Below are 15,755 nucleotides of genomic sequence, written 5' to 3'. Positions count from 1 at the left end.
TGATACAGATTGTTTCGAAAATGCGGATGGCTGGCATTTTGGTACCCCGCCAGCGCAGCCAACATTTTTTCAGCAAACAGGTGAGGTAAAGCCGGCTGGCATCCGTGTAGTGAGAATCAGATGCGTTTCTGACGAATGCAACCCTTTCACGACACTTCAGGTTTATCCGTTCATGACAGCTCAATCCGGTTTTCGTGTGCCTGCTTTGCCCGCTCTTCGTCCCGCTGCTTTAGGGGTGTGTTCGGTCACGGCGTTGTTGTGGTCGCTTGGCGTGGGTTCGCTGGCCAGCGCTGAAGAACTGCAGTTGGAGGCAACCAACATCGATGCCACCTCCCAGACCGATATCAGCGAAACCGAGCACAGCCGCACCAGCTATCAGGCGCGCAAGGCATCGGTGGGCACGCGTACCGAAGCACCGCTGGTGGAAGTGCCGCAAACCGTGAACGTGGTCACCAACCGGGTCATCGAGGACCGCCAGCCAAGCACCCTGGACGAAGCGATCAACGCGGTGAGCGGCGTCAAGCAGGGCAACACCCTGGGTGGCACGCAGGATGCGATTCAGAAGCGCGGCTTCGGCACCAACCGCGACAACTCCATCATGCGAGACGGAATGCAGTCGGTGCAGGCGCGTAATTTCACGCCGACCACCGAGCGCATCGAAGTGCTCAAGGGGCCGGCGTCGATGCTCTACGGTGTGCAGGACCCCGGTGGCGTGATCAACGTCGTCACCAAGAAACCGCAGTTGGTCGAAGGCCGCTCGCTTTCCGTGTTCGGCACCAGCTTCGGCGGCGGGGGCGAGCAGATCGACGTCACGGGGCCGATCGGCACCAACGGCCTGGCCTACCGCTTCATCGCAGACCAGCAGAACTACGACTACTGGCGCAATTTCGGCAGCATCGACCAGTCGGTGATCGCGCCGTCCCTGGCCTGGTATGGCGACGACACCACCGTCTCGGTGGCCTATGAGCACATGGAATACTCGGTGCCGTTCGACCGTGGCACGCAGATCAACACCCGAACCGGCAAGGTGCTGGACATCCCGCGTACCCGCCGACTGGACGAACCGTTCAACGTCACCACCGGTCGCTCTGACTCACTCGACCTGCGCATGGACCATCGCCTCAATGACACCTGGACGCTGCGCACCGGTTACGCCTACAGCCGCAACTATTACAACGACTACCAGTCACGTTTCATCTCGGCCAACTACACCACCGGTGCCGTGACGCGCCGTGGCGACGCCACCCGGGATGCCGTGCAGTACGCCCATACCGCCACCGTCAACATGCTGGGCAACCTTTATTGGGGGGACATGCGCCACGAGGTGATGTTTGGCGCCGATTACATGAAAAACGATCGTGACTTGGGCGACCTGTACCGCAGCGCGAACAGGACCAACTTCAACTACAACAACCCGGTCTACGGCGCGACCGCTCAACCGAGTACCGTCAGTGCGCCGAACAGCGATCAGACCGATCACTTGCGTACCCACGCCTTCTTTGTGCAGGACGCCATTCACCTCAATGATCAATGGATCTTCCAGGCCGGGCTGCGTTACGACGCCTTCGATGAACTCACCGGCAAGGGCCGGCCATTCGTCGTCGGCGCCGACGTCAAGGACAGCAAGGTTGTCCCGCGTGTGGGCCTGGTGTACCTGATCCAGCCGGACTGGTCAGTGTACGGCAGCTACACCGAGTCGTTCCGTCCGAACACCTCGATCGCCTCTCCGATTGGCGACCTGCCACCGGAGGAGGGCAAAGCCTACGAAATCGGCACCAAGTTCCAGAACGACGCGCTCACCGCCACCGTCGCCCTGTTCAACATCAACAAGCAGAACGTGCAGACCAGCGAACCGTGCGGGGTGAATGGCAGCGAGACCTGCACCCGGGTCTCGGGTGAAGTTCGGTCCCGAGGGCTGGAGGCGGACATCACCGGGCAACTCAATGCGGTCTGGAGCATCACCGGCAGCTACGCCTACACCGACACCAAGGTGCTGGAAGACCCTGTGCTCAAGGGCGAGCCGCTGGACGGGGTGTCCAAGCATACGGGCGCGCTGTACCTGACCCGCGACTTTGGCCATGTCGGCATAGGTGAGCTGCGCGCCGGAGCCGGTGCGCGCTTTGCCAGCCGTTGGGGCGTGAACGATGGGGCGGGCAAAGAGTATTACCTTCCGTCCTCGAAGGTGGCCGACGCTTTTGTCGCCTACAAGATGAAGCTCGACGAGCGCGATCTGACCCTGCAACTGAACCTGAAAAACATGTTCGACGAGAAGTACTACACCTCCGCCAGCGGCCTCGGGTCACCGGCCATTGCCATCGGCGAACCGCGCCAGTTGGTGGCACGGGCCAAACTGGAGTTTTGAGGCATCGAACGGGCGGCCAGCGTGGTGGACGCTGGCCGTCCCTCCCCCGCTGATCCAGCCCGTCGCCCCAGAGGGGCTTACGCCTCTTTCTTATACGCCAGGCGGAACTGATGCAGCAGCGGTTCGGTGTAGCCGCTGGGCTGTTCACATCCCTTGAAGACGAGCGCGCAAGCGGCCTGGAACGCCACCGACTTGTCGAAGTTTTCGCTCATCGGGCGATAAGCAGCATCCCCTGCGTTCTGCCTGTCAACCACCTTGGCCATGCGCTTGAGGGTGTCCAAGGCCTCGTGCTCATGGATCACCCCGTGACGCAGCCAGTTGGCGATGTGCTGGCTGGAGATGCGCAGGGTGGCGCGGTCCTCCATCAAACCGACGTTATGAATGTCCGGCACCTTCGAACAGCCCACGCCTTGTTCGACCCAACGCACCACGTAACCCAACAGGCCCTGTGCGTTGTTCTCGACCTCTTCGCGAATTTGCTCTTCGGTCCATTTGGCCTCGGCCGCCACCGGAATGGTCAGCAGATCCAACAGCAACTGCTCGCGCTCGCTCTCCGGATCGATCTGCTCCAGCGCCTGCTGTACGGCCTGCACATCGACCTTGTGATAGTGCAGGGCATGCAGGGTCGCGGCGGTGGGCGACGGCACCCAAGCGGTGGTGGCGCCGGCCTTGGGGTGGCCTATTTTCTGCTCCAGCATATCCGCCATGAGGTCGGGCATGGCCCACATGCCTTTGCCGATCTGAGCACGGCCACGCAGGCCGCACGCCAACCCGACCTGCACGTTGTTGCGCTCGTAGGCCTTGATCCACGGAGTGGCCTTCATCTCGCCCTTGCGCAGCATCGGCCCGGCTTCCATGGAGGTGTGCATCTCATCGCCCGTGCGGTCCAGGAATCCGGTATTGATGAAGGCCACCCGCGCCGAGGCTGCCGCGATGCACGCCTTGAGGTTGACGCTGGTGCGCCGCTCTTCGTCCATGATGCCCATTTTCAGGGTGTTGCGCGGGACCTTCAGCGCGTCCTCGATCCGACTGAACAACTGATCGGCAAAGGCCACTTCGGCCGGACCGTGCATCTTCGGCTTGACGATGTACACGCTTCCCGCACGGGAGTTGGTGCGTTCGTGCAGGTCGTGCAGGGCGATCAGGCTGGTGATCACGCCATCGAGGATACCTTCCGGGATTTCCCGGTTGCCGTCGTACAGGATGGCCGGGTTCGTCATCAAGTGGCCGACGTTACGGATGAACAGCAGAGAGCGGCCATGCAGGGTGAGAGCACTGCCGTCAGGGCGAGTGTACTGGCGGTCGGCATTCAGGCGCCGGGTGATGGTCTTGCCACCCTTGACCAGGTCCTTGGTCAGGTCGCCTTTCATCAGCCCCAGCCAGTTGCGGTAGACCACCAGCTTGTCGTCGGCATCGACGGCCGCCACCGAGTCTTCACAGTCGATGATGGTGGACAGCGCGGCTTCCAGGAGCAGGTCTTTGATGCCCGCCGGATCGCTGCTGCCGATGGGGCTGCTGGGGTCGATCTGGATCTCGATGTGCAGGCCGTGGTTTTTCAACAGGATGGCGTTCGGCTCAGTGGCCTGGCCCTGATAGCCGACGTATTTTTCCGGTTGTGCCAACGGCGAACGGCTGCCGTCGGCGAGGGTCACGATCAACTCGCCGCTGTCGATGGCGTAGCCTTGAGCATCGGCATGGGACCCGGCCGCCAGCGGTACGGCCTCATCCAGCAGGGCGCGGGCGAAGGCAATGACCTTGGCGCCGCGCAACGGGTTGTAGCCGGCCTTGATTTCCGCGCCGTTGCTGCTGTCGATGGCATCAGTCCCGTACAAGGCGTCGTACAGCGAACCCCACCTGGCGTTGGCGGCGTTCAAGGCATAACGGGCGTTGGCGGCAGGCACCACCAGTTGCGGGCCGGCCTGTTCGCTGATTTCACTGTCGACGTTGCGGGTCGTGGCAGCCACCGTATCGGGCACCGGTTGCAGGTAGCCGATGGCATCCAGGTAAGCGATGTAGGCGGGCATGTCGGTGATCGGGCCGGGGTTGGACCGGTGCCATTTGTCGAGCTGGGCCTGAATGCGGTCGCGCTCGGCCAGCAACTCGCGGTTGATCGGCGCCAGGTCGTGGACCAGCGAGTCGACATCGGCCCAGAACACTTCAGGGTCCAGCCCGGTCCCGGGGAGCACGTCCTCGTCGACAAAACGCTTCAGATTGGCCGCCACCTTGAGGTTATGGCAGTTGACGAATTCGGTCATCTCGGGCTCTCCATCATGAAAATAGGGTGTTGCAGTCGGGCTTGGCCAGCTGCCCCATAGGCATGAGCGCGCTCACTCCCACAGGGTTCCTGCATCGATGTTCATCCTGCGTTGACGGCGGCGACCCCCGCCTTGGCCACCTGTGCATCCTGGTCGGCCTTGACGCCGGAAACGCCCACCGCACCGACGGTTTCGCCGTTGACGATGACCGGCACGCCGCCCTCCAGGGAGGTCAGCAGCGGGGCAGTCACGAACGCCGTGCGACCGCCGTTGACCATGTCCTCGTACCCTTTGGACTCGCGACGACCCAGTGCCGAGGTGCGGGCTTTTTCGATCGCAATGTAGGCGCCGATCGGGGCGCAGCCGTCCAGACGCTCGAAGCCCAGCAGGTGGCCGCCATCGTCGGTCACGGCAATGGACACCGCCCAGCCCTGGGTCTGCGCCTCGGCACGGGCGGCGGCGAGAATCTGTGTGACGTCGGTCTGGGTCAGTACGGATTTGCTTTTCATGGGTGCTCCTGAGTCAGTGTCGTAAAGGGGCAGGGCGGCTGCGATCAATTGGGATGCAGCGCGTCCTCGATAAGTTCGATCCAGTGTTTGACTGGCGTGCGACCGGCGCCAGCCAGGTGGGTCTGGCAGCCGATATTGGCGGTGGCGATGACGTCGGGTCGGCCGCTTTCCAATGCGTTCATCTTGTTGTCTCGCAATTGCCTGGACAACACCGGCTGGGTGATCGAGTAGGTGCCGGCCGAGCCACAGCATAGGTGACTGTCGGGCACTGCGGTCAAGTTGAAGCCCAGTCGGCTCAAGACCGACTCCACCGCGCCGCCGAGTTTCTGGGCATGTTGCAACGTGCACGGGCAATGGAACGCCAGCTTGGCGCTGGTGCAGGCACCGAGCTTTTCCAGCGGTTCGGCGCGCAACACTTCGACCAAATCCTTGGTCAGGGCGCTGATCCGCGCGGCCTTCTCGGCGTAAGCCGGGTCGTGGCGCAGCAGGTGGCCGTAATCCTTGACGAAGGCACCGCAGCCGCTGGCGGTCTGCACGATGGCTTCGGCACCGGCCTGTACGCTGGGCCACCACGCGTCGATGTTGCGTCGGGCACGCTCCAGCCCTTGCGCCTGGGCGTCGAGGTGATAATCCACCGCGCCGCAGCACCCGGCCTGGGCGATGGCTTTCACGCTGATCCCCAGGCGATCCAACACCCGCGCCGCCGCGGCGTTGGTGTTGGGCGACAGCCCCGGCTGCACGCAACCCTCCAGGATCAAGACCTGACGGGCATGCTCCCGGGTGGGCCGGGCTTTCGCTGGACGGATCTGGCTAGGCAACTTGGTTTTCAGCGTACCGGGCAGGAGGGGGCGGAAGGTGTTGCCCACCTGCGTCAGCGCCTTGAACACCCCGGCATTCGGCACCACCGTGCGCAGGCTCTCGCGCAATACACGCTGGCTCATCGGTCGTGGAACAGCGGCGTCGACCACCGCCCGCCCGATGTCCAGCAAGTTGTGGTAGTCGACCCCAGAAGGGCAGGTGGTTTCACAGTTGCGGCACGACAGGCAGCGGTCCAGATGCAGTTGGGTCTTTTCGGTGACCTCTTTGCCTTCGAGCACTTGCTTGATCAGATAGATCCGGCCACGGGGACCGTCCAGTTCGTCACCCAGCAATTGATAGGTGGGGCAGGTGGCGTTGCAGAACCCGCAATGCACACAGCTGCGCAGGATGCTTTCGGCTTCATCGCCACGGGGCAGGCGCTTGGCGTGTTCGCTCAGGGTGGTCTGCATGGTTCAGATCTCTGCGTACATACGGCCGGGATTGAAAATGCCGTGGGGATCGAGTTGCGCCTTCAATTGGCGGTGGTAACGCAAGAGCGGCGCCGCCAGCGGCTGAAACGGGCTGTCGTCCAGGCCATGGCTGTAGCAGGTGGCATGACCGCCGACGGCGCTGACGAGGGCACGAATGTCGTGGCTGGCGGCGTCTGACTTGAGCCAGCGCTGCGCGCCGCCCCAGTCGATCAGTTGCTCGCCGGGCAGGTCCAGCACACCCGTGTTGATCGGCAGCGACAGGCGCCAGAGAGGGCGTCCGTCGGTGAAGAAGTCCAGGCGGTGCTGGTTCAACGCCTGCCAATACGCCGCGTCGATGGTTTCACCCCCCAAGCGATCGTGGGCGGCGGCCACCGAACCCTCGCCGCCCTCCAGGCGCAGGCGCAACACCCGGCCGTCATGGCTGGCCGCGCTGATCGGCAAGGGCTGCTGACCCCACTCGGCCAGACGGGCGAGGGCGTGGGGTGCGTCCATCTCCAACGCAATGCTGGTGCACAGCCGCGGCTTGGGCAGGACTTTCAACGACACTTCGGTGACCAACCCCAGGCAGCCGAAGCTGCCGGCCATCAGGCGCGAGACATCGTACCCCGCGACGTTTTTCATCACTTCGCCGCCGAATTTCAAGTGCTTGCCCAGCCCGGTGATCACCCGGGTGCCCAGGACGAAATCGCGCACCGAGCCCGCCCAGGGCCTGCGCGGGCCAGAGAGTCCTGCCGCGATCATGCCGCCGACGGTCGCATCATTGACGCCGCTGTCGCTGTAGGTCGGGGGTTCGCAGGGCAACATCTGTCCCGCCGCGTCGAGGGCTGCGTTCAGCACGCTCAGCGGCGTCCCGGCACGGGCGGTGATCACCAGTTCGGTCGGGTCGTACGTCACGATGCCGCGATGGCCACGGGTGTCGAGGACTTCACCGGCGACTTCGCGACCGAGAAACGCCTTGCTGTTGGCCCCCTGAATGCGCAGCGGCAGCCCCGACTCAATGGCCTGGTTGACCTGCTCCAGCCATTCATCGCTGGCATCTCGATCCTGCACATCGTGGGTCATTTGGCGTTCGGCACCCATCAGAAACGCTCCAGTTCAGGAAAAGGCAGTTTGCCCATGTGCACATGCATCGCACCGAATTCGGCGCAACGGTGCAGGGTCGGAATGTTCTTGCCGGGGTTGAGCGTGCCACCAGGGTCGAAGGCGGCTTTTACCGAATGGAACAGGGTCAGTTCATCGCGATTGAATTGCGCGCACATCTGGTTGATCTTCTCGCGGCCCACGCCATGTTCGCCGGTGATGCTGCCGCCGACTTTCACGCACAGCTCGAGGATCTTGCCGCCCAGCGCTTCGGCGCGCTCCAGCTCGCCCGGCTGGTTGGCATCGAACAGGATCAGCGGGTGCATGTTGCCGTCCCCGGCATGAAAGACGTTGGCCACCCGCAAACCGTAGGCTTCGGACAGCGCGGAGATGCCTTTCAATACGCCCGGCAACTCCCGACGAGGGATCGTGCCGTCCATGCAGTAATAATCCGGCGACAGCCGACCGACCGCCGGGAATGCATTTTTTCGCCCGGCCCAGAAACGCACGCGTTCGGCTTCGTCCTGGGCTTGCCGCAACTCGATGGCGCCGGCTTTTTCCAGCACCGCGCGGACCCGGTCGCAGTCGTCGTGGACATCGGCCTCCACGCCGTCCAGCTCACAAAGCAGGATGGCCTCGGCGTCTACCGGATAGCCGGCGTGAATGAAGTCTTCAGCCGCGCGAATGGCCAGGTTGTCCATCATCTCCAGCCCGCCGGGGATAATGCCTTCGGCGATAATGTCGGCCACGGCGCGTCCGGCTTTTTCCACCGAATCGAATGCTGCCAGCAGCACCCGCGCCACCTGTGGCTTGGGCAGCAGTTTCACGGTGACTTCGGTGATGATGCCCAGCATCCCTTCGGAACCGGTGAACAGTGCCAGCAGATCAAAACCGGGGCTGTCCAGCGCATCCGAGCCGAGCACCAGGCGTTCGCCTTCGACGGTCAGGATCTCGACCTTGAGCAGGTTGTGCACAGTGAGGCCGTATTTGAGGCAGTGCACGCCGCCGGCGTTTTCCGCGACGTTGCCGCCGATGGAGCAGGCGATCTGCGAGGAAGGGTCGGGGGCGTAATACAGGTCGAACGGCGCGGCAGCCTGGGAGATCGCCAGGTTGCGCACACCCGGTTGTACACGAGCGAAGCGCCCGGCAGGGTCAATGTGAAGAATTTTGTTGAAGCGCGCCATGACCAACAGCACGCCCTTCTCCAGCGGCAGCGCGCCGCCTGACAGCCCCGTGCCAGCGCCGCGTGCCACCACGGGCACCCCGCGTTCATGGCACACGCTTAGCAGCGTCTGGACTTGCTCGACGCGCTCGGGCAACACCACGAGCATTGGCGTGGTGCGATAGGCGGAGAGGCCGTCGCACTCGTAGGGACGCAATTCTTCCTCGCGGTGGAGGATGTCCAGGTCCGGCAGCCGTGCCTGCAGGGCCAGCAGGAGCTGGGCTTTGTCGACAGCGGGCAATGCACCGTCGACGCGTTCGTCGTACAGGATATTCATGATGAGTGTGCAACCCTGTCTTGTTTTTATAGAGGGCCCGTCCAACGCGTGAACGTTCTGCGGCTGACTTGCATCATTGGCCGGGCAAGACGTACTGTCCATGGCAAAACGCACTGGTCGAACCAGTTTTTTCGGGCGTTTGCCCAATGGGTATGAAAAAAATCCCTATTTACCAATCAGTTGGCGAATTACCACCGGTTCTCGGTTTTTAGGCGCAGGCGTGGTCATACCAGTCAGGCCGTTCCCGTCGGCGTGGGTTGTCGAATGGGTCAGCGCAGGGTTGAGGCCTTCAACAGGAGTTTCGAGGATGGACAGCAACGCGACTCCCCGCTCACAGCAGGTCGCCGATGTCGTCAGTGAGCGCATTGAACGCCTGATCGTCGACGGCGTCTTGAAGGTGGGCCAATTGTTGCCCTCCGAGCGGCGCCTTACTGAAAAGCTCGGTGTGTCCCGGACCGCGCTGCGCGAAGGGCTCAAGTTGTTACGGGCCCGAGGCATCATCGAAACCCGTCACGGGCAGGGCTCGTTTGTCGCGCAGATGGGCGGACTGGGGGTGACGGCCACGTCGCCGCTGATGCATCTGTTCGCCTCCCAGCCACGCACGCTGTATGACCTTTTCGAGGTGCGCAGCTTGTTGGAAGGAGAGTCTGCACGGCTGGCGGCATTGCGAGGCACCGACGCCGACTTCGTGCTGATCTCCCGCGCCTACCAGGCGCTGGTGGCGGCTCACGGCCACGAACTGTCCGCCTCCGAGCACGCGCGCCTCGATCATGCTTTCCACTTGGCGATCTGTGAGGCTTCACACAACCCGGTGTTGGTGCAGACCCTGCGATCGCTGACCGATCTGCTTCTCAACACCGTGTTCGCTTCGGTCAACAACCTGTATCACCGCGAGGCACAGAAACGTCAGATCGACCGCCATCATGCCCGGCTCTACAACGCGGTCACCGGCAGGTTGCCGGAACAAGCGCGCAAGGCCGCCGTCGCGCACATCCAGAGTATCTGCGAGAGCCTGCGGGAAATCGAAAACGAAGAGCAGCGGCTGGTGAGGGCCACCCTGCGCCTGGAGGGCTGGGCCTGAGGCCACTCCGCCCCCAGGCTCGGTCGTCCTGCTTGACTCCGGATGGCGGATCATTCACTTTGTTACGCATTGCGTAAGTCGTTTACGAAGAATAAAAACAACAGGGCCTGGCCGTGGACCTCTACACCTATTACCGATCGACTTCCAGCTATCGCGTCCGTATCGCCTTGGCATTGAAAGGGCTGGAGATCAACGCCGTGCCCATCAACCTGATCCGCGAGGGGGGCGAACACCGCAAGCCGGATTATCTGGCGATCAACCCTCAAGGACGCGTTCCCGCCCTGCGCACCGACGCTGGCGACGTCATCATTCAATCCATGGCCATCATCGAATACCTCGAAGAGCGTTATCCTTCACCTCCTTTGCTGCCTGATGATTTGCCCGCGCGGGCGAGGCACCGAGCGGTTGCCGCATTGATCGGCTGCGACATCCACCCGCTTCACAACGTGGCGGTGCTCAACCGATTACGCGGCCTGGGCCATGATGAAGGCGATGTGGCAGCCTGGATTGGCCATTGGATCCGCGAGGGCTTCAACGCCGTTGAAGCGTGGATTGGCGATCAAGGTTTCTGTTTCGGTGACGTGGGCCTGGCGGATGTGTACCTGCTGCCGCAGCTGTACGCCGCCCGCCGGTTCAATGTCGTACTGGACGCCTTCCCGCGCATCTTGCGGGTCGAGGCGCTGGCCTTGCAGCACCCCGCCTTCAAGACAGCGCATCCCGATGCGCAAGCCGACAAGCCGGAGTAAGCTTTCCCACATGAAAAGCTTCGGCTTGCAATTAATCTTCGGCGACTACCTCGCCCGCAGCGTTCGGGGGATTCCCTGCGCGCCGCCTGCCGAACAGTGACGCGACGTTAACGCCTTTCACTTTTCAGCAGGAGCAAGACCATGACCGATCTCTATGAAAATCCCATGGGTCTGATGGGTTTCGAATTCATCGAATTCGCCTCGCCAACCCCCAACACGCTGGAGCCGGTGTTCCAGATGATGGGTTTCACCCGGGTTGCCCAGCACCGTTCAAAAAACGTGGCCTTGTATCGCCAGGGCGCGATCAACATCATCCTCAACAACGAGCCTCACAGCGAGGCGTCCTATTTCGCTGCCGAACACGGCCCGTCCGTCTGCGGGATGGCCTTTCGTGTCAGGGATTCGCAGCAGGCCTACAAGCGCGCGCTGGCGCTGGGCGCGCAACCCATCGAGATTGCCACCGGCCCCATGGAGCTGCGCCTGCCCGCGATCAAGGGCATCGGTGGCGCGCCGCTTTACCTGATCGACCGTTTTGGCGAGGGCACGTCGATCTATGACATCGACTTCGTGTTCATCGACGGGGTCGACCGCCATCCGAAAGGCGCAGGGCTGGAATTCATCGACCATTTGACCCACAACGTGTACCGCGGGCGCATGGCGTATTGGGCGAACTTCTACGAGAAGCTGTTCAATTTCCGTGAAATCCGCTATTTCGACATCAAGGGCGAATACACCGGGCTGACGTCCAAGGCGATGACCGCTCCCGACGGCATGATCCGCATTCCGCTCAACGAAGAGTCATCGAAGGGCGCAGGTCAGATCGAAGAATTCCTCATGCAGTTCAACGGTGAAGGCATCCAGCACGTGGCGTTCTTCACCGAAGACCTGATCGATACCTGGGACCGACTGAAAGCCTTGGGCATGCGCTTCATGACGGCACCGCCTGACACGTATTACGAAATGCTCGAGGGCCGTTTGCCGAACCACGGCGAACCCGAAGAGGCCTTGAAAGCCCGCGGCATCCTGCTGGACGGCACTTCGGAAGGGGGCAACAAGCGCCTCTTGCTGCAGATTTTCTCCGAGACGCTGATGGGGCCCGTGTTCTTCGAATTCATCCAGCGCAAAGGCGATGACGGCTTCGGCGAAGGCAACTTCAAGGCGCTGTTCGAATCCATCGAGCGGGATCAACTGCGGCGCGGGGTGTTGACGGTCGATTGAGTCCTTTCTAGAGGACAGGATTGGCCCATGGCACGGAGCCGTGCGGGATGGCGCGGCTCCGGCTCATGCCGCGCGCTGGCCCTTTCAGCGGCTCCTGGTCGCAGCATTGCCTTGGACGGTGCAGGGGATTGTTCAGCGCCGGGGCATTTCTCCACCCATCCGCGCGCTGATCGTCCGCGCCGTCTCCAGCAGCTTCTGCGCGGCGTGCGCCTGACGTTCGTCGGTGAGCACCGACGCCGAGCCCACCACCGTCACCACGCCCACCAGCTTGTCGCCCATTGCGAACACCGGGGATGACACGGCGTTGACGCCCGCCATCAACAAGCCCTGAATCTGATGCACGCCCGTGGTACGGATGTCCTCGAGATGCCGATCGATCACCTTCAGTTGTTTCGTGGTCAGGGCCGTTGATTCCACGGCGCGCAGCGCAGCGGTTTCCGCTGGGGAAAGGAAGGCATCGAACACCAGGCCGGTCGAGGAGTGGAGCAATGGCAGTACCGAGCCGATTTGCGTCACCAGCGTCACCGCGCCCAGGGATTGCTCGACATACACCACGGTCGGGCCTTTGTTGCCCCATACCGCCAGGAAACAGGTTTCGTTGATGTCATCGCGCAGCGCAATCAGCTCCGGGGCACTGATTTTCAGCACATCGAGCTGGCTCAGCGCCGCCAGGCCCACCTGCAGCGCCGAACGGCCCAGGCGGTAGTGATTGGTGGCTGGGTCCTGCTCGGCGAACCCGCTGTCCACGAGCGCCTGCAGGTAGCGATGCACTTTGCTCGCCGGCATCTCGACGTAATCGGCCAGCCGCGACAACGAAGTTGCCGGTGCCAACTCGGCCAGGGCCTTGAGAATGCCGACGCCCACTTCGGCAGATTGCACTTTCTGCTGGCGGGGGACTGCAGCGTTTGAGGAATCGTCTGTCATGGGCCAAGGCGTCGGTCTGAAAAGGCTGCTTTATAGCTTGACCAAGGCAGGAACTCAAATTACGTTATTCGTAATTCGATTACGAATAACGGTATGACCTTCAGTGCGGTCGGTGGTCGCCGTCTCCATAAGAACAAGAGGTTCAGATGTCCACAGCACACGCACCCGAGGCGTTGCGGTATCAATCCGGCTTCGGCAACCAGTTCTCCAGTGAAGCCGTTTCCGGTGCGCTGCCTGCGGGGCAGAACTCACCCCAACGGCATCCCCTCGGCCTCTACGCCGAACAGTTTTCCGGTACGGCGTTCACGGTCCCGCGCGCCGAAGCACGGCGCACCTGGCTCTACCGGATTCAGCCTTCCGCAGCCCATCCGGCGTTCCGACGCCTGGAACGCCAGATCACTGGCTTGCAGCAAGGCCCCATCACGCCCAACCGCCTGCGCTGGAACGCCTTCAATATCCCGAGCGAGCCCACGGACTTCATCGATGGCTTGATTGCCTTGGCCAGTACATCGGCGGCGGATCAGGCCGAGGGCGTCAGCGTGTATGTCTACACCGCCAATCAGTCCATGCAGCGCGCGTGTTTCAATGCCGACGGCGAATGGCTGATCGTTCCCCAGCAGGGCCGGCTGCGGTTGATCACGGAACTGGGCCGATTGGACATCGAGCCGCAGCAGATTGCCGTCATTCCGCGGGGGCTGAAATTCAGCGTTCACCTGCTCGACCAGCAGGCTCGGGGCTACCTCTGTGAAAACCACGGCTGTGCCTTGCGCCTGCCCGATCTGGGGCCCATCGGCAGCAACGGACTGGCCAATCCCAGGGACTTCAAAGTGCCTGTCGCGCATTTCGAGACGCGAGAGCAGCCCACGCTGCTGGTGCAGAAGTTCTTAGGCGAACTCTGGGCGACGCAACTGGCGCACAGCCCCTTCGATGTCGTGGCCTGGCATGGCAACAACGTGCCCTACAGCTATGACCTGCGCCTGTTCAACACCTTGGGCACCGTGAGTTACGACCATCCGGACCCTTCGATTTTCACCGTGCTGACGTCCCCAAGCGCCATCCACGGCCAGGCCAACGTCGATTTCGTGATCTTTCCGCCGCGTTGGATGGTGGCCGAAAACACGTTCAGGCCGCCGTGGTTCCACCGCAACCTGATGAACGAATTCATGGGCCTGATCGACGGCGCCTACGACGCCAAGGCCGAAGGCTTCATGCCGGGCGGCGCCTCGCTGCACAACTGCATGAGCGCCCACGGCCCGGACAACGCCACGGCCCAGAAGGCGATGGCCGCTGAACTCAAGCCGCACAAAATCGAGCAGACCATGGCCTTCATGTTCGAAACCGGCAAGGTGTTGCGCCCCAGCCGCTATGCGCTGGAATGCCCACAACTGCAAAGCGATTACGATGCCTGCTGGAACGGCATCGCCCACGCCTTCCAACCTCTTGATACGGACAGCCCACGATGAGCACTTCCCATCACCCGCGCAGTTGGGTGACGTCAGCCAACGGTCACCCCGATTTTCCTCTGCAGAACCTGCCGTTCGGCGTTTTCAATCGCCCCGGTGGCAGCCGTCGAGGAGGGGTGGCCATCGGTGATTTCGTTCTTGACCTGCAGGTTGCCTACGAGACGGGGCAATTCAAGGGGGAAGCGCGAGTGGCCGCGGAAGCGGCGCGCAAGGGGCAGCTCAACGCGTTCTTCGCGCTGGATGCAACCTCGCGCCAGGCGCTGCGCGCGGAGCTGTTCAATCTTCTGGCGGAGGGCAGCCCGCAGCAGCAAGCCTTGCAATTGCTGGGTGATGCCCTGCTGGTGCCCATGGGGGAGTGCCGCATGCATGTGCCCGCCCACGTGGGCGATTACACGGATTTCTACGTGGGCATCCATCACGCGACCAACGTCGGCAAGCTGTTCCGCCCGGACAATCCCCTTTTGCCGAACTACAAGTATGTGCCGATCGCTTATCACGGCCGCGCTTCGACGTTGTGTGTGTCGGGCACGGCCGTCAAACGTCCCAGCGGGCAGACGCTCCCGCCGGGCGCCGAGGTGCCGACGTTCGGCCCCTGCAAGCGTCTGGACTACGAGTTGGAAGTGGGCGTATGGATGGGGCCGGGAAACGCCGTAGGCGAATCGATCGGCATCGCAGAGGCGGGCCAGCGCGTGGTCGGTTTCTGCCTGCTCAACGACTGGTCGGCGCGGGACCTGCAGGCCTGGGAATATCAGCCGTTGGGCCCCTTCCTGTCGAAAAGCTTCGCCACCAGCCTTTCACCCTGGGTGGTCATGGCCGAAGCGCTGGCGCCTTTTCGCCGTGCACAACCCAAGCGTCCCGAGGGCGATCCGCAGCCACTGCCTTACCTGTTCGACGAACAGGATCAGGCTCACGGCGCGCTGGATATCGAGTTGGAGGTGCTGTTGCAGACCGCGAGGATGAAAGAGCAGGGCATCGGGGCTCATCGTCTGGCGGTCAGCAATACGCTGAACATGTACTGGACCGTGGCGCAAATGGTGGCTCATCACAGCGTCAACGGGTGTCAGTTGCAACCGGGAGATCTGTTCGGCACCGGCACCTTGTCCGGCCCGCAGGTCGGTCAATTCGGCAGTCTGTTGGAGATGACCGAAGGCGGGAAACATGCGATCGAGTTGCCGAGCGGCGAAACCCGCACCTTCCTCCTGGCAGGCGATGAGATCATTCTCAGGGCCCGCTGCCGCAAGGAAGGGGAAGTGAGTATCGGCTTTGGTGAGTGCCGAGGCGTGATCGTGGACTGACGGTTGTCCTTGTGCGGCCCTAGCGTCCTGCGCT

General features: G+C 62.7%; 12 protein-coding genes. 6 read left to right on the top strand and 6 right to left on the bottom strand.

Translation table 11 applies throughout. The annotated features are described in order from the left end of the window. Positions 1-172: 172 nt before the first annotated feature. A complete protein-coding gene (locus DBP26_RS14340) occupies positions 173-2,362 on the top strand; it encodes a TonB-dependent siderophore receptor (RefSeq protein WP_108238357.1) in 2,190 nt (729 codons plus the stop codon). A gap of 77 nt (positions 2,363-2,439) precedes the next feature. Here the strand turns inward: DBP26_RS14340 and DBP26_RS14335 are convergent, their stop codons facing one another. From DBP26_RS14335 to glcD, 5 genes are all read right to left on the bottom strand, one after another. Then, positions 2,440-4,617 (bottom strand): malate synthase G, encoded by a 2,178-nt coding sequence (locus tag DBP26_RS14335; protein WP_108238356.1) that lies wholly within the window; start codon positions 4,615-4,617, stop codon positions 2,440-2,442. 101 nt (positions 4,618-4,718) lie between these two features. After that, the gene (locus DBP26_RS14330) at positions 4,719-5,126 is read right to left on the bottom strand and encodes a heme-binding protein (RefSeq protein ID WP_108238355.1); all 408 of its coding nucleotides are present in this window, start codon (positions 5,124-5,126) and stop codon (positions 4,719-4,721) included. A 44-nt stretch (positions 5,127-5,170) separates the two neighbouring features. Then, positions 5,171-6,394 carry a glycolate oxidase subunit GlcF gene (glcF, locus tag DBP26_RS14325; RefSeq protein WP_108238354.1) on the bottom strand — a complete coding sequence of 408 codons (1,224 nt, stop codon included), beginning with the start codon at positions 6,392-6,394 and terminating at the stop codon, positions 5,171-5,173. 3 nt (positions 6,395-6,397) lie between these two features. After that, a complete protein-coding gene (gene glcE / locus DBP26_RS14320; RefSeq protein WP_177411059.1) occupies positions 6,398-7,495 on the bottom strand; it encodes a glycolate oxidase subunit GlcE in 1,098 nt (365 codons plus the stop codon). Continuing rightward, positions 7,495-8,994: a glycolate oxidase subunit GlcD gene (gene glcD / locus DBP26_RS14315; RefSeq protein ID WP_108238353.1), complete on the bottom strand. Its 1,500-nt coding sequence runs from the start codon at positions 8,992-8,994 to the stop codon at positions 7,495-7,497. The genes glcE and glcD overlap by 1 nt, the downstream gene beginning before the upstream one ends. A 307-nt stretch (positions 8,995-9,301) precedes the next feature. On the opposite strand from glcD, the gene glcC reads away from it, so the two are divergent. The 3 genes from glcC to hppD all read left to right on the top strand — a co-directional run bounded on the left by glcC (position 9,302) and on the right by hppD (position 12,039). Continuing rightward, on the top strand, positions 9,302-10,075 hold the full coding sequence (gene glcC, locus DBP26_RS14310; protein ID WP_108238352.1) for a transcriptional regulator GlcC: 774 nt from the start codon (positions 9,302-9,304) through the stop codon (positions 10,073-10,075). Positions 10,076-10,188: 113 nt separating this feature from the next. After that, a complete protein-coding gene (gene maiA, locus DBP26_RS14305) occupies positions 10,189-10,821 on the top strand; it encodes a maleylacetoacetate isomerase (protein ID WP_108238351.1) in 633 nt (210 codons plus the stop codon). Between the two features lie 141 nt (positions 10,822-10,962). Beyond that, positions 10,963-12,039: a 4-hydroxyphenylpyruvate dioxygenase gene (gene hppD / locus DBP26_RS14300; RefSeq protein WP_108238350.1), complete on the top strand. Its 1,077-nt coding sequence runs from the start codon at positions 10,963-10,965 to the stop codon at positions 12,037-12,039. 132 nt (positions 12,040-12,171) lie between these two features. Here hppD and DBP26_RS14295 read toward each other — a convergent pair whose 3' ends face one another. After that, on the bottom strand, positions 12,172-12,963 hold the full coding sequence (locus DBP26_RS14295; protein WP_108238349.1) for an IclR family transcriptional regulator: 792 nt from the start codon (positions 12,961-12,963) through the stop codon (positions 12,172-12,174). Positions 12,964-13,109: 146 nt separating this feature from the next. Between DBP26_RS14295 and hmgA the strand changes: the two genes are divergently transcribed. Then, a complete protein-coding gene (gene hmgA / locus DBP26_RS14290) occupies positions 13,110-14,426 on the top strand; it encodes a homogentisate 1,2-dioxygenase (protein WP_108238348.1) in 1,317 nt (438 codons plus the stop codon). Continuing rightward, entirely contained in the window at positions 14,423-15,721 is a 1,299-nt protein-coding gene (gene fahA, locus DBP26_RS14285; protein ID WP_108238347.1) for a fumarylacetoacetase, read from the top strand. The genes hmgA and fahA overlap by 4 nt, the downstream gene beginning before the upstream one ends. The last annotated feature ends 34 nt before the right edge of the window (positions 15,722-15,755 follow it).

The organism is Pseudomonas sp. RIT409, from assembly GCF_003052515.2.
In the GTDB taxonomy this organism is placed as follows: domain Bacteria; phylum Pseudomonadota; class Gammaproteobacteria; order Pseudomonadales; family Pseudomonadaceae; genus Aquipseudomonas.
Note: the sequence above shows the minus strand (reverse complement) of the source record. Positions and strands in the feature narration are given on the sequence as shown.